The sequence below is a fragment of the Pedobacter paludisoli genome (assembly GCF_052344095.1).
Taxonomy (GTDB): domain Bacteria; phylum Bacteroidota; class Bacteroidia; order Sphingobacteriales; family Sphingobacteriaceae; genus Pedobacter.
Genome location: NZ_CP179926.1, coordinates 176,083 through 201,703 on the forward strand (window position 1 = coordinate 176,083; position 25,621 = coordinate 201,703).

Consider the following 25,621-nt stretch of genomic DNA (forward strand, 5'->3'; position numbering starts at 1 on the left):
AATGAAAAAAAGTGCCATCGTTGGTTTAATTACCATCGCCATTTCGGTTGGGGTTTTATTTAGCTTAAATGCCAATACCGATACCTATTCAAACTTCCAACAAGCAGCATCTTCTGATCGGGAAGAGCATGTAATGGGATATTGGGAAAAATCGAAGGGTACGTATTACGATGCTGTAAAAGACGCCAATCATTTCTCTTTTTTTATGAAAGATGAAAAAGGATTGGTAAAAGAAGTTATCTACAATGGAACCAAACCACAAGATTTCGAAAAATCGGAAAAATTAGTGCTTATAGGTCGAATGAAAGAGGATAAATTTTATGCCTCTAAAATTTTAATGAAATGCCCTTCAAAATACAACGATAACTTAGTTGAAGTAAATAAAGACGGGAAGGTAAAAGAAGTAACAGAAGAGGGTAATAAGAAAATATAAAATTTTAATGGACATTCAATTTGTAGGAGAAAACCTGTTACCCGGTAAAATTGGGCAATTTTTTATCGTCTTGGCGTTTGGAGCATCTTTAATCTCAACCATCGCTTATTATTTTGCCTCACTCGCTAAAAATAAAGACGATATTTCGTGGCGCAATATCGGTCGGATAGGTTTTTTTGTGAACTGGGCTAGTGTAATTGGGGTAGGAGTTATTTTATTTTACCTCATTTTAAATCATTATAACGAATACTATTACGTTTATTTTCACTCATCAAAAGCTTTACCAGTTTATTACATCGTTTCTGCGTTTTGGGAAGGGCAAGAAGGTAGTTTTTGGCTTTGGTCTTTCTGGCAATCGCTTTTAGGAGGTTTACTGATTTGGAAAGCCAAAAGTTGGGAACGTCCAGTAATGACGGTGGTAGCATTTTCGCAAGTTTTTTTAACCTCGATGCTTTTGGGAGTTGAAATTTTTGGCGAGCGCATTGGTAGCTCACCTTTTATTTTACTGCGCGATTCTTTAGACTTAAAAGCCATGGCTCCAGTGGTTTTTGCAAACCCGGAGAATTTTAAAGATTATTTGCGTTTTATTACCGATGGCCGTGGATTGAATCCATTGTTGCAAAATTATTGGATGGTGATACATCCGCCCACCTTGTTCTTAGGTTTCGCCAGCATGGTGGTTCCTTTTGCGTATGGCGTTGCAGCATTATGGCAAAAAAGATATAACGAATGGATTAAACCCGCTTTACCTTGGACCCTCTTTGCGGTGATGGTGCTGGGTACAGGAATTATAATGGGGTCGTTTTGGGCGTATGAGGCTTTAAACTTTGGCGGTTTTTGGGCCTGGGATCCGGTTGAAAATGCTTCTTTAATTCCTTGGTTAACTTTAATAGGTGCGGTGCACGTTATGATAGCCTATAAAAATACCGGGCATGCTTATTTCACATCGATTTCCCTGGTGCTTATTAGCTTCCTGCTGGTATTGTATGCTTCTTTCTTAACGCGTAGTGGTATTTTAGGCGATACATCTGTTCACTCATTTACCGATATGGGTATGTTTGGACACTTAATTTTATACAACGTTGTTTTTGCAGCCATAGCCATTGTTTTAATCATTGTACGTTGGAAAGAATTGCCCATTACAACCAAAGATGAAGAAACGTATTCACGAGAATTTTGGATGTTCATAGGCGCCTTGGTGGTTACGGTAGCCTGCATACAAGTAATCTTCTCTACTTCAGTACCCGTATTTAATAAAGCATTCGGAACCAAATTTACACCGCCTATTGATGCGGTAAGGTATTACAATCAATGGCAAGCACCCTTTGCGGTTCTGGTTGTGTTAATTTCAGGCTTCTCGCAATATTTAAAATATAAACGTACCGATCCTAGAAAGTTTTATAGCAGCCTCATATCTGCTATTTTATTCTCAGTGGTACTATCAGCAGGTTTAGTGTATGTATCAGGTATTTATACCAATACCATGTACATTTTAATTACGTTCAGCTGCATGTTTGCGGTGCTGTCAAATGCTTCTATTTTATCGCAAGCATTTGCTGGGAAAAGTAAATTGGCAGGTTCGGCTATTGCGCACATCGGTTTTGCCTTGTTAATTTTGGGTGCTTTAATTTCTGCAGCAACCAATAAACCTCTTTCTATTAACAACAATAATTTTATTCCGGTTAAAGATTTCGAAAAAGTAGAAAAACCGGGCGAAAATATCATGTTGTACAAAAATGAGCCTAAGAAAATGGGTAAGTATACGGTGACTTATACAAGCGATACCACCGTAGCACCAAATACCATTTATCAGCTTAATTTTAAAATAATTGATGAGAAAACGGGCAATGTGAAGGAAGATTTTAATTTGCATCCTCACGTTCAGGACAATGAAAAATTGGGTTTAATTGCCTCGCCTGATACGAAGCATTACTTAACGTACGACGTATATACCCACATTACAAGTGCTGCTATTAAAAAAGCAGATGCCCACGGCGATCATGAAGGGCACTCGGAGGATGAGAATTATAAAGCTCCTCGAATTGTAAAAGTTGCCGCAGGCGATACCATTCATACCTCTAGCGGTATTGTTACTGTTAAAGAGTTCAATACAAAGCCTGGCGCAAAAGATTTAGTGTTATCGAAAGACGATTATGCGATTGGACTACCTTTGGAAATAAATGCCAGCGGTACTATTTATAACACTGAACCTATTTTCTTAATGAAAGGACAAAATACCTTCGATTTTGCACGTACGGTTGAGAAATTGGATTTAAAATTCCGTTTTACCAAAGTGCTTCCTGAGGAACGTAAGGTTGAACTTCAGATTTTTGAAAAGCCGCAACAAGCAAAAGACTGGGTGGTGTTTAAAGCAATTGAATTTCCTTTTATCAATTTATATTGGGCGGGTACCATTGTAATGGTTGTAGGGTTTTTATTTTCTATTTTTAGAAGAAGAAAAGAGGCCAAAATAGGATAACTAAATGAAAATTGTCGTTCTAGGTTCGGGAAATGTAGCAACACACTTGGCAAAAGCTCTACAGGCTGCAGGCGAGGATGTAATTCAAATCTATAGCCCAAATTTGATAAACGCCAATACTTTGGCTCAAGAATTAGGAGCTGTAGCCATCAACCAATTTAATCAATTAGTGCAAGACGCTGATTTGTATGTTATTGCGGTGAAAGATGATGCCATTGCAACAGTAGCCGAAAAGTTAAAAGATATGGATGGTTTGGTAGTGCATACTTCTGGCACCACCGATATGCATGTGCTTACAGAAAAGGTTAAAAATGCAGGGGTATTTTATCCTTTACAAACTTTTTCAAAAGCAAAGGAAGTTTCTTTTTCGGAGATTCCCATTTGTTTGGAAGCAAACTCAACCGAAAATTTAGAGAAATTAAAACGTTTAGCTGCTACATTAAGCAATAAGGTCTACGAAGTAGACGGAGAAAAACGAAAAGTATTGCACCTGGCTGCGGTTTTTGCTTGTAATTTTACCAATCACTTGTATGCTTTGGCAAATACTTTATTGGTGAAAAATGGCCTAAGTTTCGATATCATTCGACCTTTAATTGCTGAAACAGCCGACAAGGTAATGATTGAAATGCCAGAGGATGTACAAACAGGTCCTGCCATTCGGAACGATGTAAGTACCATGAGTAAGCATGTAGCCATGCTTGCAGAAATGCCAGAATTGAAAAATATATATGAATCCCTAAGTAAAAGTATAAAAATAGCGTAATTACGGCTTTTGCTTCTTACTTTTGCACAATAATTATTATGAGTATTTTCAAATTAAAAATAAATTTCGAAGAGGCAGACCACGAAACCGTGGAATTGCCTATTGCTGCCGGAGAATCTGTGTTGGATGTTTGTTTGGATAATGGAATTGAGCTACAACACAACTGCGGGGGTGTATGCGGTTGCAGTACCTGCCATATCTATGTGAATAAGGGTATGGATAATATTCAAGAAATTTCAGATAAAGAAGAAGATTTTATTGATAGAGCCGTGCGCCCGAAAATTACCTCGCGTTTAGGTTGTCAATGCGTGATAATTGATGGAGATATCGAGGTAACCATCCCTGATCAATCAGGCTTTATGGGACACTAATTAGCTATTCACTACTCACTATTAACTATTTACAATTAATTTTATGAATAACGATAAATTTGCTTTGCCATTTTACTGGAATGATTATGAAGATATTGCGATGTCTTTATACGAAAAGTTTGGAGATGAATTTACCGAAACTAAGATTTACCGTATTCGCTTTACGGAGCTTTTAGAGTGGGTACTTTCTTTACCTAATTTTAAAGGAACGCGCGAAGAAAGTAACGAAGGTCATTTAGAGCAAATTCAATCTGCTTGGGTATACGAGTGGAGAGATAATCAATAATCGATTAGAAAGAGATAATTCGAAATGAATTATCTCTTTATTTTTTTACAGTATGTTTTTAGAAAAGCTTAAGAATATTTCAACATTCATTTTTGATGTAGACGGGGTATTAACAGATGGTACGGTGCAAGTAACCGATAATGGTCAAAGTTTACGTACGTTTAATATTAAAGATGGATATGCTTTGCAGTTAGCGCTTAAAAAGGGCTATAATGTATGCATTATTTCAGGTGGGGGTGGCATCGCGATGGAAAAACGCTTCATCAATTTGGGTATTACAGATGTTTTTTTATCAGCAGGAAATAAGGTTACTATTTTTACAACGTACTTAGAAGAAAAGAATATTAAAGCGGAAGAGGTGCTCTACATGGGCGACGATATCCCCGATTATAGTGTAATGAAATTGGTTGGTTTAGCTACTTGTCCGGCTGATGCCGTAACAGAAATTAAAGCCATTTCCGAATATATTTCTCCTTTCGATGGAGGTAAAACGGCTGTTCGCGACATTATAGAAAAGGTAATGAAAGTGCAAAATAATTGGCACGACGCACATCCAAATGCAGTAGATTCAAGTAAATAATGTTTAGTATACCATAGGTAAAAAAATAAACCGCTTTCTGTTAGAAGAGCGGTTTATTTTTTTGATTGCTTATTCTTAATCGGTTTTAGCATCGTTTTTTGCCGGAAAATGTACCGGTTTGATGGTTCCACTTACTTGCAGTTTGATTACACTGGCCACTTTATCAGGTGCAACAGCTGGGAGATTGATTCGAATGCCGTTGTTGGTTATATCGGTTTTTAAAGGCGTGCCATCTGCCAAAAGTTGTGCATATAGGAGTTTGTTTTTTAGGTCAGGAATGGTAATGATTCCATTTTTAGGCCATTTAAGCACCGAGAGATAAAGGGTTGTATTTCCTTTCGAATCTTCTTTTCTAGTAATACGACCCCACTCAACCGGATTTAAAGGATTAGCTTTAGTGGCATAAATGGCTTCGCTATTAATTTTCATCCATTCGCCAATTTGTTTTAAGCGTTTTGTACTTTCCTCTGGAAAAGTTCCATCAGCTTTTGGCCCCACATTCAATAAGAAATTTCCGCCTTTTGAGGCAATATCAATGAGGTTTTCAATGAGTTCTTCTGGCGATTTCCAACGATGGTCGTAACTTTTATATCCCCAGCTTGTATTCATGGTATTGCAGGTTTCCCAATCTTTTCCATCCAGTTCCTCTAGACTTGGTATTTTTCGTTCCGGTGTTTTCGTGTCACCTAAGAAATTTGGCTTTTTTAAGCGATCATTTGTAATTATGTTGGGTTGAAGTGCTAATAAATCTTGAAATTTTTGAGCGATTTCATTGGTCATGCTGTGAGGCGTGTCCCACCAAAATACAGATACTTCTCCGTAATTGCTGAGCAATTCCTTCACCTGAGGAACAGCAACTTGATCAACATAATCGGCAAATGATCTAGTTGTTTGCGCTGGATCCCAATGTCCGCTGTTTTCTGAAACATATTTGTCAATTGCTGCACTATCTGGATTGTTCCAGCCACGGGTAGTGGTACGTACAGCAGCCGAACCGCCTGGGTTGTTCCAATCTTGCGAATGTGAATAATAAAATCCAAGTTTTATGCCGTGTTTTTTACAGGCCTCTGCTAAGGGCGTTAAGACATCTTTTCCGTAAGGAGTTGCATCAACAATATTCCATTTACTTGCTTTTGTTTTGAACATGGCAAAGCCATCGTGATGTTTGGCGGTGATTACAATGTATTTCATACCGGCATCTTTGGCTGTCTTTACCCATTCATCTGCATTGTACTTTACCGGGTTAAAATCTTTAGCAACGGGTTGGTATTTGTTTACAGGGATTTTCATAATGTTCATGATCCATTCAGAAGCGCCTGTTTTTTGCTGATGTCCTTCGTACGTACCGGCTAGTTGAGCATATACACCCCAGTGGATAAACATACCAAATTTGGCTTCCCGCCACCATTCCATTTTTTTGTCTTGCGCAGTTTCTTGAGTAAAACCGACATGGAAATATAGCAGTGAAAAAGCGAGTAAAATTACTTTCTTATTAATATTAAATAGGTTCATTATGATTGATTTTAGTGTATAAATAGTGTTTAATAACCTGGATTTTGATCTTTTGGTTCAATAGCATCGTTGTTTAAAATTTCTGATTGAGGGATCGGAAAAACGTAATTTCTATCGCTGATATTGGTAGGCCCATTGTTACGTACATTCCCTCTAAAAACGCTGCTTTTTACGGCGTTAACTAAGCGCTTTGTCCGCACTAAATCAAACCATCTTTGTCCCTCGTACGTGAGCTCTCTAGAGCGTTCGTCAAAAAGAAAATTTAAAAAATTGGTGCTTGGTATAGCGGCTGGTGTAAAGGTTCCGAATCGGTTTTTACGAAGTGTATTTACTAAGTTTAAGGCGTTTGTGGTGGCTACCCCACCGTTTAGTTCTGCTTCAGCTTCAGCAACCATAAGCATCAAATCGGCATAACGTAATAACGGGAAGTTGTTAGGAGTAGATGCAACCGTGCCCCCAAAACCACAGGGAGCTAAAAATTTCCCAGCATATGCGGTTGTACTGGTAACTTTGTTACATCCGTTGTACGTAAAAAATGCCACGTTCACTTCTCTTCGGCTATCATTGGTTTCGAATTTGTTGACCAGGTTGTTGTTTGGTCTACCATGATTTTGCCCTCCACGCGAACCAGCACCACCATTAGGAGCGAAATAGTTTACGGCGAAGCTCCCATCCGTATTAAAACCTGCAGCACCATACATTTGTACATCAAAAATGGTTTCTTTATTTCCATCGTTATGGTCTTCAAATATGGCAAGGTAATTATTGGTAAGTCCGTATTGCGTATTGTTTAATACCAAGTTTCCATAGGTAATCGCTTTGTTAAACGCTTCGTTTGTATTTACAAAAGAATAGCCTGGTAAAGGATTGTATTTTGAAAGAGAAGCCAAGGTGAGATATACTTTGCTTAAAAAGCCTTGTGCCGCACCTTTAGTTGCTCTGCCTAGTTCGCTTCCGGATACGGAAGCCGGGAGTTTGTCTATCGATTCTTCAAAATCTTTGATTATTTGCGTATATACCTCTTCAGCACTGGCTCTTGGTCTGTTTTGATTATTAATGGATGCCGTTCCGGTTAAAGACAAGGGCACTCCGCCAAATAGACGTACTAAATAGAAATAGTACAAGCCTCGTAGAAATTTAGCTTCAGCAATATACCTTGCTTTTAATTGCTCGTTAATATTTGCTTCTGGTAAAGTAGTAATGAGGGTATTCGCTTGATTAATGCCAGAATAAAGATTTATCCATATTTCGGTTAAAATAAGGTTATTTTCCGTTAGCGTATAATTCATAAAGTCGCCATATGTATTGGAAGTTATGGTTTTACCGGTAAAATCTTCTGTTCCAAAATTGGCGGCAATGAGCATCCCATTTCGAAACGATCCATTTGAATTTTCACCTGCTAATTTTTCATAGGTTCCGATCAAGTAGGCTTCTGCGCCGTCTTTGGTTTTAAGTACACTATTATCTAAAAGCGAATAAGGTTTTTCTTCTAAATAATCTTTGCATCCGACACTTACTATAGAAAGTATAAAGAGTGCGAATACGTATTTAATTTTAAGTAAAGATTTCATAACATTAAAATTTAATATTTAAACCTAAAGAATAGGAAGTAGGACGTGGATAATTAAAAAAGTCTATACCAAATAGACTTTGGTTGTTTGAAGTAATTTCGGGGTCATATCCGTATTTATAATTTGTAAATAGTACAAGGTTATCGGCAGAAGCTGTAATTGAGGCAGCACTCATTCCTAACTTTTTGCAAATTTTGCTAGCAAGTGAATACGATAATTGAAGGTTTTGTAAGCGAATGAAGGATCCATCTTGTACATAATAGCTTGATGCTACCGCTTTTCCAGTATTGTCACTTAATATTGGAACCGTGGTGTCTGTGTTGGTTGGTGTCCAAGAATTTCTATACAGATCTGTAAATAAATTTCCGGTTGTTCTGCCACCAACGTGAAACATATTCCAGTTCTCAATATCGTTGCCATATTGATAAGCGATAAATACGGATAATTTAAGATTTTTATAACTGAACGTATTTCTCAAACCCCCGAAGTTTTTGGGCGTTGCATTGCCGATAATGGTTAAGTCATATGAGTTGATGATGCCATCGGGTTCTCCATTGGGACCGCTTAAATCTTTAAATTTCATGTTTCCTGGAGCAGGAGAACCAAAGCTTGGTACGCCGGTAAGCAGGCCTCCAGTACTGTTAAAATCACTGGCTTGATACAATCCATCGAAAATGTAACCATACAATGAAGTAGAAGAAGAACCCACTTTCAACACATTAATACTTTCAGAACTGCTGCTACCCGCTACGTTACCAAAAGGAATTAAGCTTTGCGAACCTAAATCGGTAATTTTATTCTCATTGGTACTAAAGTTGAACGATGCATCCCATTTGAAACTTTTACCATCGATAATGATTCCACCAATGGTTAGTTCAAGACCTTTGTTGTTAAGAGATCCAACATTTCTATAGATTTTTTCGTAACCTGAACTAGCCGGAATAGGCGCATACAGTAATAGATTTTTCGTATCTTTATTATATACCTCGGCAGTGAAATTCAGTCTGTTTTTAAAAAGAGCCATGTCTAAACCTAAATTTAAGGTCGTGCTGGTTTCCCATTTTAAATCGGTGTTTGAAACCGATTGTGCTGATAAACCTTTTAACATTGTAGTTCCACCATAATAATCTACGTAACCGGAAACGCCCAACGAACTGTACGCAGGGATGCTTTGATTACCAATGCTTCCGTAGCTTAATCTTAATTTTAAAAGATCAAACGTGTTCAGATTTTTGATGAATTGTTCTTCTCCTAATTGCCATGATAGCGCAGCAGCGGGGAAAAGAGCAAATTTATTTTTTCCTTGAAATTTAGATGATCCATCTGCACGAAGACTGGCGGTTAAAATGTACTTATTGTTGAAGGTGTAATTAAAACGCCCTAAATAGGATAGTAGCGACCACCTTTGTTTATTTGAGTTGTAATTTGAAACACTTAAACCGGCTTGCACAGCATCGGGGCCATTTACTTCTACCGGAAAATCATTCGTTTCGAAAAAATTACTCGAGTTGGTGTTTTGTTGAAAAGTAACCCCTGCTAAAGCAGTTAAGCGGTGTTTCTTGTTGATAACGGTATTGTAGTTTAACGTATTTTCATTTAAAAAATTAATGGTTTTAACGCTTCCTAAAATGGCGCGACCGTTTAATAACTTGCCTTGGGCTACATCTTTACCTATAAACGTGGTGTTATCTGAATAGGTAATATATCCCCCTCCCGAAACTTTCAAGGTTAGTCCTTTGGCTAACTTATAACTAATGTTGGTGTTTAAGTTGTTGCGAAAGGTATTATAGGTTTTTGTTGTGTGTTCCAAATACGTTAGCGGATTATTGTACAGTAAATCTTCTTCTTCGTCGTCTGGGATGTTAATATTGGTTGGTCTGGTTAAGAGCATTCTATTGACCAATCCAGCATTTCCGCCAAAACCAGATCCACTAATTTGGCCATCTAATATAGTATACCCGGTATTCATCCTAACTTCGAGTTTTAACTTATTGGTTAAGTCTGAATTTAAATTGAAAAGCAACGAATACCTCGAAAAATTAGATTCTTTAATTAAGCCGTCAGTTGAATTGTAGCCCAACGATACAAAATAATTTGTTTTGTCGGTTACTTTTGCTAATCCTAAGCTATAGTTTTGATTAATAGGGTTTTGTGATAGGAGGTCTTGCCAGTTGTAGGTGGTAGAATCTGCGTAGGATATTGGAGCACCCGTCGTTTGATTGACATACAAGGGATTGGTTGGATCTACTTTAGTCATGTATTGTGCATAATCAGCAGCACCCAATACATCAAGTTTTTTAAAGGTTGAATACGATACTGTTGAAGAGAAAGTAAAGCTCGGTTCATTTATTTTTGGGGTTTTGGTAGTGATTAAAATTACGCCATTCGCACCTCTTGAACCATAAATAGCAGCAGCACTTGCATCTTTTAATATTTCGATCGATTCGATATTGCTGGGATCTAGCGAAGCTAAGGGGTTTCCAACGGTGGTACTTTGTGGCGCACCTCCTGCGTAAATTTCATTTGAATTATCTTCAATCGGTACTCCATCAATAACATACAGGGGATTGCTGGATGCACTTATGGAGTTGTTTCCTCTAATTTTAATGTTAACAGAAGCACCCGGTTCGCCACTGCTACTGGTTACCATTACTCCGGCCGCTTTACCACGCATGGCATCTGCAAAACTTACAGCCGTGGCATCTACCAAATCTTCAGCTTTTAAAGAAGATATAGCACCCGTAACATCGCGTTTTTTTACTGTTCCGTAGCCAATTACAACAACTTGATCCAGTTCACCCACAGCTTCTGTTAGTTTAATATTTATGATTGAATTATTTCCCTTGAAAATAAAACGTCTGGTTTGATAACCCACATATTTAAACACCAGCGTATCTCCAAGAGAAGCCTTGATACTGTAATCGCCTTGGCTATTAGAGAGGGTACTGTTTTTGGTTTTTAGAATGGATACGGATACCCCTTGCAACGGCTGATTGTCGGCAGAACTGGTAATGGTTCCTTTCACTTCTTTTTTATTGTCTTGAGCCCATGTATTGTAAAATACGGACACCAAAACGAGAGACAGTAAGACTTTCTTAATCATTCGCAATGTCATAATTCAGTTTGTTTATTGGTTAGAACTTTAGTTGGTTTTTTTTTGAGCGTTACCTCATCATAAATCTAGGGATGTACGGGTTAGAAAATTTGTACTTTTTAGTTTATTTATAGCAGAATATGAGCAAATAGCTTCTTGCGAATTCTTTACTAGAAAACTAAGATGGATTAAGGGGAAGGAAATTTGTATTCATGAATGGATGATTGAGCGTTCTGGTTAGATTTATTGATTGCAAGTATATTGATAATGAAGGAAATTTTTAAATATAAAATAGCATGGTTTTCATCCGACTAGTTTTTAAAGGATTGATTTATGCTGTTTATTTTAGGCTGTTTTTTATCACTGTTTTAGAGAAGAACGCTGGGTGCCATTTTAAAATCTCCTGTTGATAAATGCCAACACTATTGACAGCTGTTCAATTTTCATCACCAAGATAAAGAATACGGCAGTAATCTGTTTTAAACCCTTGCGCTGTTTGCTTTTATTACAATAAGTGTTATTAATTGAGCAAAATCGCCTAGTTCCGTTTTCCAATATCTAATAGCTTAGAGTTTACATCCCTGCTATCCTTTTTGCGAATGAGTAGGTGATTCCATTTTTATAAATATGAAAAGAAAAAGCACATTTCTGTACCCCTGTTTGTTTGTTTTAAGTTTGATTGTAATCGTTTTCAGTTCATTCGTCGATGCCGCAGTTAACAATGAGATACGCATTACGTATAATCCGGCAATACAGGACTATACTCCGCAAGTAGTTCAAGCGATTTTAGATGCCAAAAGCAATGGAATTCGGAAAATTACTTTTGAAAAAGGCGATTACCATTTTTTCAATGATAAAGCATTTGAAAAGTTTTGTTTTATTTCCAATCACGATGATGGTTTGAGAAGAACCAGTTTTCCTATCATTGGAATGAACGATTTTGAAGTGGATGGGGGTGGTTCAAATTTTCTTTTTCATGGTCCAATGATTCCTTTTCTTATTGAGGAGTCAAGTAATATAAAATTAAACAATCTAAGTATCAATTGGGAGCATACATTTAGCAGCGAGTTAGCGGTGGTGGCAACGAATTCAAAAGATAAAAGCATCGATTTTAAAATCAGTGCACAGTATCCTTATAGAATTGAGAATGGAAATTTAATTTTTTTTCGAAAAGACTATCGGCACACCTTAGAGATAGGCTTTTATTGGGATCCTAAAACGAAAGCCGTAGCTTATAACGTGGTGAAAAGTCCGCCCATTCGTCCGTATAAAGGAGCGTTTGTAACGTTTAATCCAAATCCCGAAACAGTTTTATACGAACCGTTTATTTATAAAACCATGGAAAACAACATGCCTTTAGCTATACAAGCCGAAGAATTGTCTCCGGGTTTAGTTCGGGTGAAAGGTATTGATGGCGATTTACCACAGGTTGGCTGGATATATGTTTGTAAGGGCCATAATTCCGAAAATCGGTATTCACCGGCAATACGGATAAGCGATTCGAAAGAACTAAACTTGGAAAATATCAATGTTTATCATGCAGGTGGAATGGGACTAATTGCTGAAAAAAGCGTTAACGTTAGTTTGAATAAGTTCAATGTTGTTTTACCCGCAAATAGCAAAAGGATGGTAAGCACTACGGCCGATGCTACACATTTTGTAAACTGCAAAGGATTAATTTTGATAGAAAACTGTCGGTTTGAAAATCAGTTGGACGATGCAACCAACATTCATGGGGTGTATACCGAAATAACGCGAAAAATTTCCGATAAATCAGTGGAAATTAAATTAGGTCATTTTCAGCAAAGAGGATTTAATTTTGCGAGCGCAGGCGATTCAATTGCATTGGTTGATAAACAATCGCTCCAACAAAAAAGGTATGCTATTGTAGAGAAAGTAGAATTTGTAAATAATAAGTATTCAATTATACATTTTAAAGAAAATATAGGAGAATCGATTCAAGAAGGCGATTTGCTCGATAATGTTTCCTGGTATCCGGAAGCAATTTTGCGAAATAATATTGCCATAAACAATAAATCGCGTGGATTTTTAATCTCCACACCCAAAAAAGTAATGGTCGAAAACAATACTTTTAGCAATATGATGAGCGCTATTTTAATTGATGCGCCAAAATTTAATTGGTGGTATGAATCGGGAAACCCACAAGATTTAACCATTATCAATAATACGTTTTTAGAAGGAACCTACGGTGGAGCTAAACAAGGTTTGATAGAAATACACACCCAAACACCAGGTTTAGTGAAAAATGTTAAAATAATCGCGAACACCTTTAAGTCTTTCAGTCCCTTACTTGTAAATGCTACAGGTGTGGATGGCATTGTTTTTCAAGATAACACCATTATTCAATCGTTTAAGTACCCTATTATTTTCAAAACAAATGTTTTGTTGGCCTTTCCTAAATGTTCAAACGTTTCCATAAAAGATAATCGGATAGAAGGATTTAAAAATTTTAAGTTGCTGGAAGATTAATTGTAATTTGTTAGTTGATTTTTAAGAAACTTGGCTATTTTACCATAAATTTTGAATCATTTTCAATTTTAATAACCAAATAATATGCGCGCTTTTACCATCCTATTCATTTCACTCTTTTTCTTCAGCAGTTCGTTTGGACAAAAAATGCTGAATATTAATAATGGTTTTCCGCATACAGACTCATACCAAGCAACTCAAGATAAAAAAGGCTTTATTTGGTTCGCTACATTGAATGGCCTTTGTCGGTTCGATGGGAATAATATCGTCACCTATACGAACAATTATCATGTTGTATCGAGTGTCATAAACAGCAGAATTTTAAACATCTATTACGATAAAGGATTGAATGGTTTATGGCTAGGCACACAAGGTGGTGGATTACTTTTTTTTGATATTGAAACGGAACAATTTAAAGCAATCGGTAAAAATCAAATTGGCGATTTTATTGCCGGTTTATTTATCGATTCTCAACATAAATTATGGGTCGCATCTGACAAAGGCTTATTCATTCATTCCTTAATTAAAAACGAAGAACTTACCTCGATGAAATTTGTCAAAATAGCAAATGCCAGCTTTAATGGAGCGGTTGCCATTTACGAAGATCATAACCGGGTGGTGTATTTTGGCAATAAAGACGGCGTTTATACTTTACGTTTAACAACAGGAGGAAAGGGCTATAACTACCAAAAATTTCTGCCGCAAGTTATTACATCGGCCAAAGTACTTTCTGAATTTGAATTTGATGGGACGAATTATTTATTGATAGGCAACAACTCGGGCTTATATAAATTTAGTTATCAAACCGGGGAGTGTATATGCATTAAAAAGTATGCAGTATCTTGTTTATTCGTTGATAATTCAAGTAAAACAGTTTTGGTAGGAACCACGAATAATGGCACAGACGATTTAAAGATGGAGACCATTGCAGCGGCAAAATCTACCCTAATTGGTGAGCAAAAAAGAAAACAACCCGAAGTTAAATACATTTTTAAAGACTCTTTTGGTACTTTATATACGAGTATTCTAGGCCAAGGGGTGGTTTATAATAATGCATTTGATAGAAAATTTACAGCCTTTCCTACCGCAACATCCAACTGGAAATCGCCCATTAAACAAGTAATTTCCTTTACGTCAAATGACTCCCGCTATATTTGGATTGGCAGTAGAGGAGAAGGATTGGTTTTAATGGACCGGGCCACCAATAACTATAGTTTCCTGCAAAATACCGATCAATCTTCTTTTAGTGATAAAAACTACGTTTCGGCTCTCCATGTAGATAAAACATCTAGCTTGTTGCTAGGTACATATGAGGGGCTATACATCTTAAAAAACGTAGATCCAGAAAAAATTAAGAGAGGTATGCATCCCCCAGTAGAAAAAATTGATTTAGGTGAAGGAAATGTAAGGATTAATAAAATCCTCGAAGATAAAAATGGTGTGACATGGGTGGCAACCTCAAATGGAATTTGTTTACTTAAGGATCATAAATTACTCAAAAATTTAATTTCTTTTAAGGATAAGCAACGAAACGTAGTCCTTAAATTTATCAACTACATTTATTTAAATGGGATTGGCCATGATGGTTCCTATGATGTATGGGTTGGAACCATGAAAGAGGGACTGTACCGCTTGAAAATAGATGCTGCCTACAACATACAGGGTAGTCAAATTTTCAATGTAGAAAATAAGTCTTTACTATCCAATTGGGTAACCAGTATGGTTGAAAATAAGCATCAAAAACTATTTGTAGGTACTCTTGGTGGCGGATTGTCGGTTATTAACTTGAAAACCAACGCTATTAATCAATTTAATAAGGCAAATGGATTGGTTACAGACGATGTAGAGTCTCTGTTAGATGATAACCAAGGAAATATTTGGATTGGCTCTAAAGGACTTATAAAATTTAATTATGAGCAAAAAAAGTTTTGGTATTACGATGTGACGGATGGACTACAAAGCAATTCATTTAAAGTATGGTCGGCTTATAAGATGGCCACCGGAGAATTGATTTTTGGGGGGATTAATGGTTACAATATTTTTGATCCAGCTAAAATTATCAACAACAATAGCGCTGCAAAAGTAGCGTTAACGGGATTAAACATTTCCAACAAAGCAGTAGAAATTGGCGCCGAGCTCGATGGTGAAGTTATTTTAAAGAAAAGCATCAGTTATACCAAAGAAATTAACTTAAATCACAATATAAAGAGCTTTAGTTTAGATTTTAATTCTATTCATACGCAAAATAGCGATAAAAAAAGCTACCGATATAAGTTGATTGGCTTTGATAAAGATTGGGTATATACCTCAGCAAAGAAAAATTTTGCAGCCTATTCCAATTTAAAACCCGATACTTATGAGTTTGTGTACCAAGGGAGCAATGGAGAAGGTGTTTGGAGTAAGGGAGATAATTCGCTTTTCATAACCATAGAACCTTCTTTTTGGCAAAGTGGATACGGATATTTTCTGTACTTTTTAGTACTGGCGGCGGTAATTTATTTCTCTACTAAGTTTGCCTTTGTGAAGGTAAAAACGAAAAATGAAATTTTGTTTCAAACCTATAAACAAGAGCAAGAATTAAAAAATTATCAAGACAAATTGCAGTTTTTTACCAATGTTTCGCATGAACTGAGAACCCCTCTAAGCTTGATCATCACACCAATTGAGCAAATTTTTGACAATTCCAACTTAAATAAAGAGCTTTTTGATAAACTGGATGTGGTTTATAAAAATTCTAAGAGGTTAAAAAAGTTGATCGATCAGCTGTTGAATTTACGTAAATACGAATTAGGAAAAGTAGAAATAACAACCGCTCCCATCGATATTTACCTCTTTTTAAAGCAAATATGTGCTCAATTTGAAGACCTTGCTCAGGAAAAATTCTTAGATTTTACGTTAACTGGCAAGCCGGGTTTATTTGCCGAAATCGATAAAGACAAACTTGATCAGGTGTTTTTGAATTTATTGTCAAACGCTATTAAATTCACGCCCAATCATTCTAAAATTGAAGTCAATGTGTTCCAGCATGAAAACAAAATTGTCATAGAAGTTAAAAATCTAGATAGTCATATTGACGAAGAGACGAGGTTAAAGATATTTGAGCCATTTTATCGCTCAGAAAAAGAAAATGTAGCCGATGGTTTTGGCTTAGGCTTGTCTATTTCTAAGTATTTGGTTGAACTGCATAAGGGCAGCATTCAAATTGTTAGCGAAGCAGGAAACGCCCATTCGAAAGCTTTTAGTTCCTTTATTGTAGAGTTGCCTGCCTTGGTCGATTATGAAACAGCGCCATCGCACCATGCCTTGGAAGCTAAAAAAAATAGAACCATTTTAATTGTCGAAGACAACGATGATATGCGCAGGCTCTTACATGATTTCCTTTCGAACGAGTATGATGTAATAGCCTGTCAGAATGGTTTAGAAGCCTTGGAAATAGCAAAAAAACAAATTCCGGATTTGATTTTAACCGATTTAATGATGCCTGAATTGGATGGCATATCCTTGATTAAGCGCATTAAAAAAGCAAAGTTTTTAGCGCATATCCCCATCATTATTCTATCGGCTAAGAGTTCTGAAGAAAGTAAAATTGAAGGCTTACAAGCGCTGGCGAATGATTTTATCGAAAAACCCTTCAATCTGAGAATCTTAAACCTAAAAATTAGAAATCTCATCCAGTCTAGTGATAAGCTGATTATGCAGGGACATTTAGAAGAGAAATTAGAACCAACGGAGATTAAAGTTCTTGGCTATAACGAAAAAGTGTATAGCGATGTCATGTTTGACATAGAAAAGAATATTGAAAATCATGAGTATTCCGTGTCCGATTTATGTGCCAATATAAATTTAAGCAGATCGAAGCTCTTTCGCATCATTAAATCGGAAGTGGGCATGTCTATTAATGGCTTAATTATCGATGTACGCCTAAAAAGAGCGGCTCAATTGCTCAAGCAAAGAAGATATTCTGTGAGCGAAATTATGTATATGGTGGGATTTGAAAATGCATCTTATTTTAATCGATCATTTAAAGCGAAGTACGGCGATACACCGAAAAAATATTCAAAGGAAAATGAGTCGACAGAAAATTCGGATAATGTATAGCATCAGCGTACATAATCAACCAATGGAAGAAATAATAATGAATATAAAGTAAATAAATAACCAAACTTAATGACGAAGCGTAACTTATGTAAAATTTTATCGCTGTTTTTGATTTTTACAAGTATAAACAGCTCTGCCCAAAAAAATAAAAGGCCAAATATTTTGTTTATTTTGGTTGATGATCAAGCCCCTTCTGATTTGAAGGTGTATAATCCTTCTTCTATTTTAGATGCGCCAAATATTGCCAAGCTGGCGGAAGAAGGAATGGTTTTCGATGGTGCTTACCAGATGGGGTCGTGGACTGGGGCTGTTTGCACAGCCTCTCGTTCAATGATTATGACTGGCCGATCGCTTTGGAAATTCCCCAATCCTGCAAATCCTAATGCTACAAATGCTGCCTTAGTTCCCAATCATTTAGAAGAAAATAGTATGGCTGCGGTTTTTAATCGAGCAGGTTATGCAACCATGCGTACCTGTAAGGCAAACAATAGTTATGCAAAGGCTAATGCATTGTTTACGGTTAATCTTGAATCAGTTAGTAGAGCCGGTAATGATCAGAATGGAAGTGCTTGGCATTCAGAACAAGTTTTAAATTATTTAAATATCCGTGAGTCGAAAAAAGAGGAGAAACCTTTTTTAATTTATTTCGGTTTTTCGCACCCGCATGATCCTCGTAATGGTAAGGAGCATTTATTGGAAAAATATGGCGCAGTTAATTTTACCGATCGCAGCGGGCATCCATCAGTCAATGCAAAGCAACCAGCATTGCCGCCGAATTATCTTTCAGCACACCCTTTTCCAATACAGCCTGGTTTGCGCGATGAAGAGATGGTATCAGGTGTGTGGAAACATCGAGATGAGGGTACCGTGCGCAATGAAATGGGACGCGAGTTGGCTTGTAGTGAAAATATCGACATCCAAATAGGACGCGTGCTGCAAAAATTAAAAGAAATGGGTGAATTGGAAAACACCTATATCGTGTATACATCTGATCATGGAATTGCCATTGGTAAGCATGGTTTAATGGGGAAACAAAATTTGTACGAGCATTCTTTTCGGGTGCCGTTTATTGTAAAAGGCCCTGGTATAAAACCGGGATCAAGAGTGCAAGGAAATATTTATTTGATGGATGTATTGCCAACGTTCTGTGATTTGGCAGGGATTAAAATACCCGAAACAGTTGATGCCACTAGTTTTGCACCAATTTTGTTTGGGAAAGCAAAAACGAGTAGAGAAGTTTTATATGGCGCCTATAGTGGTGGCACAAAACCCGGTATTCGAACCGTTAAAAAAGGTGATTGGAAACTTATTAAATACGATGTTTTGGATGGTTCTGTTAGAAAAATGCAATTGTTTAATATCAAAGAAAATCCAAACGAATATTTACCGGAGCACCATCGGAAAAATAAAATGGAAACAAATTTAGCCAATAATCCAGCCTATTCCTCTAAACTTCGAGAAATGGAAGAACTATTGTCTCATCAAATGAATTTTTATAAAGATCCGTATGTTCTTTGGAATCAAAAAGAATAAATGGTTAAGAACTATGAGCGATTCGTTTTTTGAATATTCGTAATTATTGGAGTTGATTTTTTTTGTATTTTGGCGTTTTATTTTGAAACAGTGGCTAAAGCTTTTCACAGAGTGATTATCGCTCTTAGAACAGATTCAAAATAATTACGGATATCCAATTATTTTAATTCTCATGAAGAAACACATGCAATTTAGTGTGATTTTTTTGTTTGCAATTTTCATCGTTCAAGATGGCTTTGCTCAAAATAAATCGACCCTCAGTAGTGCGCAAAACTTATTAAAAAGAGTGTTGCCCAAACAGTATCAACAAATAGATTTGGGGCTCCTTCCTCCATCAAAAAAAGACTCATTTGAAATATCTAGCAAAGGAAACCGCGTGCTGTTAAAGGGGAATTCTACCATTGCCCTTGCCTCAGCATTAAATTGGTATCTCAAATATACCTGCAATGCTAATATCTCGTGGAACGATTCCCAAATGCAGTTGCCAGAACAGTTGCCGTTACCTAAAACGACAATTGCAAAAGCGATTCAACCTGATTATAGGGTGATGTTTAATTATTGCACGTTTAGCTATTCAATGGTATGGTGGGATTGGAATAGATGGGAAAAAGAACTCGATTTTCTGGCCATGAACGGGATCAACATGCCCTTAACTGTTGTAGGCTTAGAGGCCGTTTGGTATAACAGTTTGCTAAAAATTGGCTATACAGATTTAGAAGCAAGACAATTTTTAGTGGGTCCAGCTTTTATGGCTTGGCAGTGGATGACAAATATTGAGAGTTTTGGAGGACCCTTGCCAAAGTCGTGGATAGATAGCCACATCATTTTAGGGAAGCAAATTATGGATCGAGAATTAGAGCTGGGTATGAAACCGATTCAACAAGGCTTTTCAGGCTATGTACCACGTTCGTTTAAGACAAAATTTCCGGATGCAAAAATTGCTAAAACCAAAGACTGGTGTAATTTTGAAGGCTGTGCACAATTAGATCCATTGGACCCGCTGTTCGCAAAATTTGGAAAGATATTTTTGGAAGAACAAGCAAAATTGTTTGGGAACCATGGTTTTTACGCTGCTGATCCATTTCACGAAAGTGCAGCTCCAAGTACCGACAGCTTGTATTTAGATAATGTTGGTAAAACGATTCATAATTTAATGGCGGCAAACGATAAGGACGGAATATGGGTGATGCAAGCTTGGAGTATCAACAAGAAAATTGTTACAGCAGTTGAAAAATCGAAATTACTTATTCTCGATTTGAATGGACTAAAATATAAAAGCAACCAAAATTTTTGGGGGTACCCATTTGTTGTGGGCAACTTGCATAATTTCGGCAACCGTATAAATTTGCACGGTGATATTGCCCTTTTAGCTTCTAATCAGTTTGCTTCTATTCACGAAAAATTGCCAAATGCAGTAGGAAGTGGCTTGTTTATGGAAGGGACCATGCAAAACCCCTTATATTACGATTTGGCTTTTGAAATGCCGTTTCATTCAACAGCAATTAATTTGGATAGTTGGTTGAATAGTTATGCAACCAGAAGATACGGAAATGAAAGCAAAGCCGGTAAAGAAGCCATTCAAATTTTGGCTGCAGCGGCATATAAAAAGGGTACAAATGGCGTAGAGAATAGTTCCATGATTGCCGCGCGTCCAGCTATTGATCCTAAAAAATCAGGCCCGAACGCGGGTTTTAAAATTCCGTATAGCCAAAGGGATTTAATAAAAGTTGTAGATTTATTGTTGTCAGACGCCACATTATACAAATCGGAAGGCTATCGATATGATATCGTTGATATTCAGCGCCAAATTTTAAGCAATTTGGCTCAAGCTATCGATGCCAAAATTAGCACTGCATATAAAGCAAAAAACAGTCAAGAATTCGAATTACATACGCAACGATTTTTAACCTTATTAAAGGATGCAGACCGTTTAACAAAAACCCGCCCATTATTAAATTTTAACAAGTGGGTAGGAGATGCACAATCTTGGGGAACAACTCCTGAAGAGAAAAATCTATATGATTATAACGCGAGTATGCTGCTTACCCAATGGGGACCAGAAGGGAATAGGGATGCGGTAATTTTTGATTACTCGTGGAGAGAATGGGGTGGGCTAATAGGCAATTATTACCTGCCTCGATGGCAAAAATTCTTTGCTTTTTTGAAGAAGAATTTAGATGAAAATGTAGTGTATTCCGAAGAAAAGCTAAAAAATGTTCATGGTAGAGAAGCCTTACGCGCCAATCCATTTTACGATGAACTTGCCAACTGGGAACTTCAGTGGATTCATACGCCTAAAACACCTGAGAAATTAATTTCAGGACAAGAATTAATGACGGTTAAGGAAATTCGTGATACATATAAACCGCTGTACGATTTGTATTTATAACCAAAGAAGTTTTAAGGCGGGTCCCTGCGGTTTTTGGATGGACCGATGCAATTGAATGAAAACAGCCCCAAAAATACGAAAGGAAATTGTTAACTTTTCGTATTTCTGGGGCTAATTTTTTGGGTTATTTGAAGGATAAAAAGGGGTTTGTTATTTCAAAATTTGATTCCAGTTGAGTACTTTGGTACTAAAGTTTAGCATCTTTATTTCTTTTGGTTGTAAGGTTAATTCAATGGTGTCGCCAAATTTATAGGTTTTTGCAAGCGACTGTAGGTTTTCGCTTAAGGGCGAAGAGAGAAAATAGGTGCTAGCGTTGGGCGTTACGCCTATATCTTTATTCAGCTTAATGGTATAACGGATCACCTCGTTCGAAGGGTTATGAAATGAAATGTATCCCTGGTTCTCATTCCAAGCGGTATAGCCATACGTTTCTTTTTTAGCGGGGTTACCACCGTGCATTTGCACTTGTTTAAAAGTTGGAAAAACTTGGTAGGTCCATTTTAAGCCCTTCGCTAGCACATCCCAATCAGACTGACTTAATAGCTCTGTTTTTAAATAAAGTTCTAAAAGACCTGTTCCTCTTGAAAAATTCATTAACAAATATTTCTGAAAATCTGTTGCGTTGAGATCTTCTTTTGGATTAGTTTTTTTTGGCTCATGATTAAAAAGGGCATTCATGGGGAATTTGGTTTTTTCTTTTTTCCATATTTCGTAATAGATTCCATCACGATAGGTTAATTCTTCCGTTCTTCCACTTCCTTTTGCCGCGTCACCGGCGTTTATCATCCAGCAAGCATCTACATGCTGCAGCCACCAAGGACTTAAATATGCACCATTTGAAATGGTGATATAAACGTTTGGATTAATTTTAGCCATTGAATCAAATATATCCATCAACCGCTCGGTGCCCGAAACTAAATAATAGGTCTTGAGTTCGTCGTATTTTGAATTATTCAGCGTGGTATCTCCTGGTGTTATTCCTTCAAGATTTAATTGGGGCATAGATGCCGTTCCACGTCCTTTTAATTCAAAGTCTCGCTGGCGGAGATGGCCAAATAGTCCATCAAATTTATAATATGAAATTCCTTCTTCAGTTAACGCTAAAAGCCTTTTTTTGAGGGCTGTCATGTATTTAGGACCTGAAAGAGACATGGAGTTTTCTAAGGTTTCATAACCCTGGTTTTTCATTGATTTTAGCATTCTACTTGATCCAAACAGCACGCCAGGACTTAACCACAGTCCCAAGGTTGATCGATAGCTTTTAACTTTGTTTAAAGGTGTATGAAAATCTTGATCAAATTTTTCATTGGTTTTCCAAACATCAATAGACCAATCAGATGTTGGCGAAAAACTATCTTCCCAGCCATCATCAATAACGTAAGCGTTTAAGGGACGGCAGTTTCTTTTTTCAACTAATTCTTTTTGAACGATGGCTGCACTTTTCAAAAATGAATCTTGATTGACCGATTTTCCGAAATCGAACCAAGAGTTGTATTGCACTTGCAAACGCAATGGGCGAATTCTAATTTTATCGATATAATTAAAAAAAGCATCGTCTATAAAGGCAGCATCGTCCGCAACACCAACCACCGCTTTGTACGAAGTGTACGGTGCTTTATTTTCCAATTGTTTTCCGACAAGATAACCGCAGTTCAATTGTTTTTTTTCAACATAATTGGTTGCTGCGGGAAATTCGATTCCCCAAAATGTTCCACTGGTTTTGGTGTACAGGGGCTGGCCTAAGCCGGGTTTCCAATTTGGTTTTCCACTGCTTTTCGTACTAATAGAACTTAATGTATACGGTTGATAGGCATCTGCAAAAGAAATCGATTCAACATCAATTCTTTCGATGGTTAAGGCTGTGTGGCTTTGCAGCTTGATGTGTTTGCGCATAAAGAAATCGCTGTTGCCTAATTCGTATATTAGGGTAACATCCAATCCCAAGGTTTTATTTTTTAAGGAAACAGTAAGGCGTTGCGTTTCTTTTTCCTGCAGTAATTTTTGCGAAATAAATTGAAAATCTTTTGAGGAAAGGATTATATCTGCTTCAACTTTATCTGTTCCTTTTGATAATCGGATTTTAAACTCTTCGCAACTTATTGGGTGCAATACTGCCGCATTTTTCTTGTTCACCAGAGTAGTGGTAAACCAGCTGTTTTGCTTTACCGAAAAGGTTCTACCAATGTTTTTGTTTTCCAGTACGATGTTGTTGGTATCTCTAAAAGCTGTACTTATTAAAAGAAAAAGCACCCAGAATAGCGGAAAGAAAAAGGGATTTTTTTTTAGTTGTTTGATAATCATATGATTTATGTGTCTGTTAAGGGGTTGGATTTAACGTTTCCAAAAAATGGTCCATTCATTTCTGATTTTTATTTTTTGGTTTTAGAAATTTCTTTTAGTAAAAGGATAATATACCTATCATTACTTGTTTTCTTTTGCCTGTTCGGGTCTGTAATCCGATTTGTTTACCCAAAAGAGCTCATCGGTAAATTTTCCAGATAAATAGTTCTCGTAATAGTTCATATATTTTAGTGGTGCTATTTTATACTGGTCGAAGATGTCTCCATTGCCCAAAATTCTGGGATCTTTTTGTGCTGATAGTTCTGAAACCATTTGTTTGTACAGTTTTTCAGCAGTCTTTTTAAATTCAGTGTTCATTGCCAAGTTGTTCAAACAGAGCGGATCGGTCTTCACATTGTATAATTCTTCTTGTGGGCGCTTGCCAAAATTAAGTTGCCATACTGTATGTTGGTTCGTGCCAAATGTATTTAATGCGGCTGTTTTTGTTGGACTTCCATCGCAGTTGAGGTAACCAGTTTCGGGATTTCCGGCTGGCCACCTAGCTATTTTGAAGTTGTGCAGATATAAATAATCACCTTTAAAAATACCTCTAATAGGATATCCTTCGTTATTTGGTCGGCCAATATCATGTCTTTCTTTACCAATTAAAACATGATCTCTACCGGCTTCAATCTGGCCACTTTTATCGGATTGTAGGAGGTTTACCAAGCTTTTGCCTCGTATGGGCTGCATGTTGTTATTTTCCTTTTTGATGCCTGCTATTTCCAAAATGGTAGGTGCCAAATCTGTGAAGTTTACGAAGTCATCAATTTGACGCTTAGTTTTTTGAATCCCCTTTGGCCACATAATGGCTAAAGGCAAGTGATTAGAGTATTCGTATTCTTGGCCTTTAATTCGCGGAAAAGGCATTCCATTATCAGCAGTTACAATAATTACAGTATTGTCAAGAAGTTTTCTTTCTTCCAGATTGTCGATCATTTTTTGTAATTGTTTATCGAAATATTCTAATTCATAGGCATAATCTAAAAGGTCAGTTTTCACGGAATCGTTCTTTGGCCACATCGCGTATACATCGTATAAATCGGATAATTTTTTGCCGTTTTTAAGACTCGAGCCAAATTCATAGGGGCGGTGAGGTTCCCATCCGCCGTACCAAAAGAAAAATGGTTTGCCTTGTGCTTGCTGATTCAAGAAGGTGTTAAAATTTGCAGCATAATCATCGGAATGAACGCCTTTGGTTGGTGCATCTAATTGGAGTGCATTGTAGGGTTTTATTAAAAGATCGCGCGGCGTACCATCGGCGTTTTTCGCCGCACCCGGAGCCCATCCTTTTCCGGTGTAACCTACCTGATATCCGTTATTGGCAAGTACTTCTGGGAAGGATACAAATTTGCTTGGAAAAAAGGGCATGTGGTTGGCTGCTTCTTCCAATTCCCAAGAATTCCTTCCCGTTAAAATGCAGGCTCTTGAAGGGGCACATTTTGCATTTGGGGTGTAGGCTTTATTAAAAAGCACACCGTTTGTAGCAACACGATCAAAAGCAGGCGTGTTTACCCATTTACATCCATATATACTCATGTGTAAGTAGGTAGCATCATCTGCGATAGCAAAAAGAATATTGGGACGTGATTTCTCGTTTTGTTGTGCTTTAACCGCTGCGGTTAGCAAAACTATGCTTAAGAATAGGATGGCTATCTTGTTCATATAGGCTATTTGGTTAG

The 25,621-nt window shown here is 37.1% G+C and carries 15 protein-coding genes; 10 read left to right on the top strand and 5 right to left on the bottom strand.

All coding sequences use genetic code 11. The annotated features are described in order from the left end of the window. Window position 1 precedes the first annotated feature (1 nt). Genes ACJVDK_RS00705 through ACJVDK_RS00730 form a run of 6 tightly spaced genes read left to right on the top strand, consistent with a single transcriptional unit; the run spans window position 2 to window position 4,912 of the window. Window positions 2-433 carry a cytochrome c maturation protein CcmE domain-containing protein gene (locus ACJVDK_RS00705; RefSeq protein ID WP_443938402.1) on the top strand — a complete coding sequence of 144 codons (432 nt, stop codon included), beginning with the start codon at window positions 2-4 and terminating at the stop codon, window positions 431-433. A 7-nt stretch (window positions 434-440) separates the two neighbouring features. Then, window positions 441-2,912, top strand: coding sequence for a heme lyase CcmF/NrfE family subunit (locus ACJVDK_RS00710; protein ID WP_443938403.1), 2,472 nt, complete (start codon window positions 441-443; stop codon window positions 2,910-2,912). Between the two features lie 4 nt (window positions 2,913-2,916). After that, the gene (locus tag ACJVDK_RS00715) at window positions 2,917-3,675 is read left to right on the top strand and encodes a Rossmann-like and DUF2520 domain-containing protein (RefSeq protein ID WP_443938404.1); all 759 of its coding nucleotides are present in this window, start codon (window positions 2,917-2,919) and stop codon (window positions 3,673-3,675) included. 38 nt (window positions 3,676-3,713) lie between these two features. Beyond that, window positions 3,714-4,046 (top strand): 2Fe-2S iron-sulfur cluster-binding protein, encoded by a 333-nt coding sequence (locus ACJVDK_RS00720; RefSeq protein ID WP_443938405.1) that lies wholly within the window; start codon window positions 3,714-3,716, stop codon window positions 4,044-4,046. Window positions 4,047-4,089: 43 nt separating this feature from the next. Further along, window positions 4,090-4,332, top strand: coding sequence for a Fe-S cluster assembly protein IscX (gene iscX, locus ACJVDK_RS00725; protein WP_443938406.1), 243 nt, complete (start codon window positions 4,090-4,092; stop codon window positions 4,330-4,332). Window positions 4,333-4,384: 52 nt separating this feature from the next. Further along, window positions 4,385-4,912: a KdsC family phosphatase gene (locus tag ACJVDK_RS00730; protein WP_443938407.1), complete on the top strand. Its 528-nt coding sequence runs from the start codon at window positions 4,385-4,387 to the stop codon at window positions 4,910-4,912. Window positions 4,913-4,987: 75 nt separating this feature from the next. Here ACJVDK_RS00730 and ACJVDK_RS00735 read toward each other — a convergent pair whose 3' ends face one another. Genes ACJVDK_RS00735 through ACJVDK_RS00745 form a run of 3 tightly spaced genes read right to left on the bottom strand, consistent with a single transcriptional unit; the run spans window position 4,988 to window position 11,098 of the window. Next, a complete protein-coding gene (locus ACJVDK_RS00735) occupies window positions 4,988-6,424 on the bottom strand; it encodes an alpha-L-fucosidase (protein ID WP_443938408.1) in 1,437 nt (478 codons plus the stop codon). A gap of 29 nt (window positions 6,425-6,453) precedes the next feature. Beyond that, a complete protein-coding gene (locus tag ACJVDK_RS00740; RefSeq protein ID WP_443938409.1) occupies window positions 6,454-7,995 on the bottom strand; it encodes a RagB/SusD family nutrient uptake outer membrane protein in 1,542 nt (513 codons plus the stop codon). 4 nt (window positions 7,996-7,999) lie between these two features. Beyond that, window positions 8,000-11,098, bottom strand: a complete 3,099-nt coding sequence (locus ACJVDK_RS00745; RefSeq protein ID WP_443938410.1) for a SusC/RagA family TonB-linked outer membrane protein — start codon at window positions 11,096-11,098, stop codon at window positions 8,000-8,002. A 618-nt stretch (window positions 11,099-11,716) separates the two neighbouring features. Here ACJVDK_RS00745 and ACJVDK_RS00750 point away from each other — a divergent pair. The 4 genes from ACJVDK_RS00750 (at window position 11,717) to ACJVDK_RS00765 (ending at window position 21,599) form a co-directional block, all read left to right on the top strand. Continuing rightward, window positions 11,717-13,579, top strand: a complete 1,863-nt coding sequence (locus tag ACJVDK_RS00750; protein ID WP_443938411.1) for an alpha-1,3-galactosidase-related protein — start codon at window positions 11,717-11,719, stop codon at window positions 13,577-13,579. Between the two features lie 147 nt (window positions 13,580-13,726). Continuing rightward, complete coding sequence (locus ACJVDK_RS00755; protein WP_443938412.1) at window positions 13,727-17,677, top strand: hybrid sensor histidine kinase/response regulator; 3,951 nt, start codon at window positions 13,727-13,729, stop codon at window positions 17,675-17,677. Window positions 17,678-17,746: 69 nt separating this feature from the next. Next, the gene (locus ACJVDK_RS00760; RefSeq protein ID WP_443938413.1) at window positions 17,747-19,210 is read left to right on the top strand and encodes a sulfatase-like hydrolase/transferase; all 1,464 of its coding nucleotides are present in this window, start codon (window positions 17,747-17,749) and stop codon (window positions 19,208-19,210) included. A gap of 172 nt (window positions 19,211-19,382) precedes the next feature. Next, window positions 19,383-21,599, top strand: coding sequence for an alpha-N-acetylglucosaminidase (locus ACJVDK_RS00765; RefSeq protein WP_443938414.1), 2,217 nt, complete (start codon window positions 19,383-19,385; stop codon window positions 21,597-21,599). Between the two features lie 150 nt (window positions 21,600-21,749). Here ACJVDK_RS00765 and ACJVDK_RS00770 read toward each other — a convergent pair whose 3' ends face one another. Both ACJVDK_RS00770 and ACJVDK_RS00775 read right to left on the bottom strand, forming a co-directional pair. Next, window positions 21,750-23,900: a hypothetical protein gene (locus ACJVDK_RS00770; protein WP_443938415.1), complete on the bottom strand. Its 2,151-nt coding sequence runs from the start codon at window positions 23,898-23,900 to the stop codon at window positions 21,750-21,752. Window positions 23,901-24,020: 120 nt separating this feature from the next. Then, complete coding sequence (locus tag ACJVDK_RS00775) at window positions 24,021-25,604, bottom strand: sulfatase family protein (protein ID WP_443938416.1); 1,584 nt, start codon at window positions 25,602-25,604, stop codon at window positions 24,021-24,023. Window positions 25,605-25,621 lie beyond the last annotated feature (17 nt).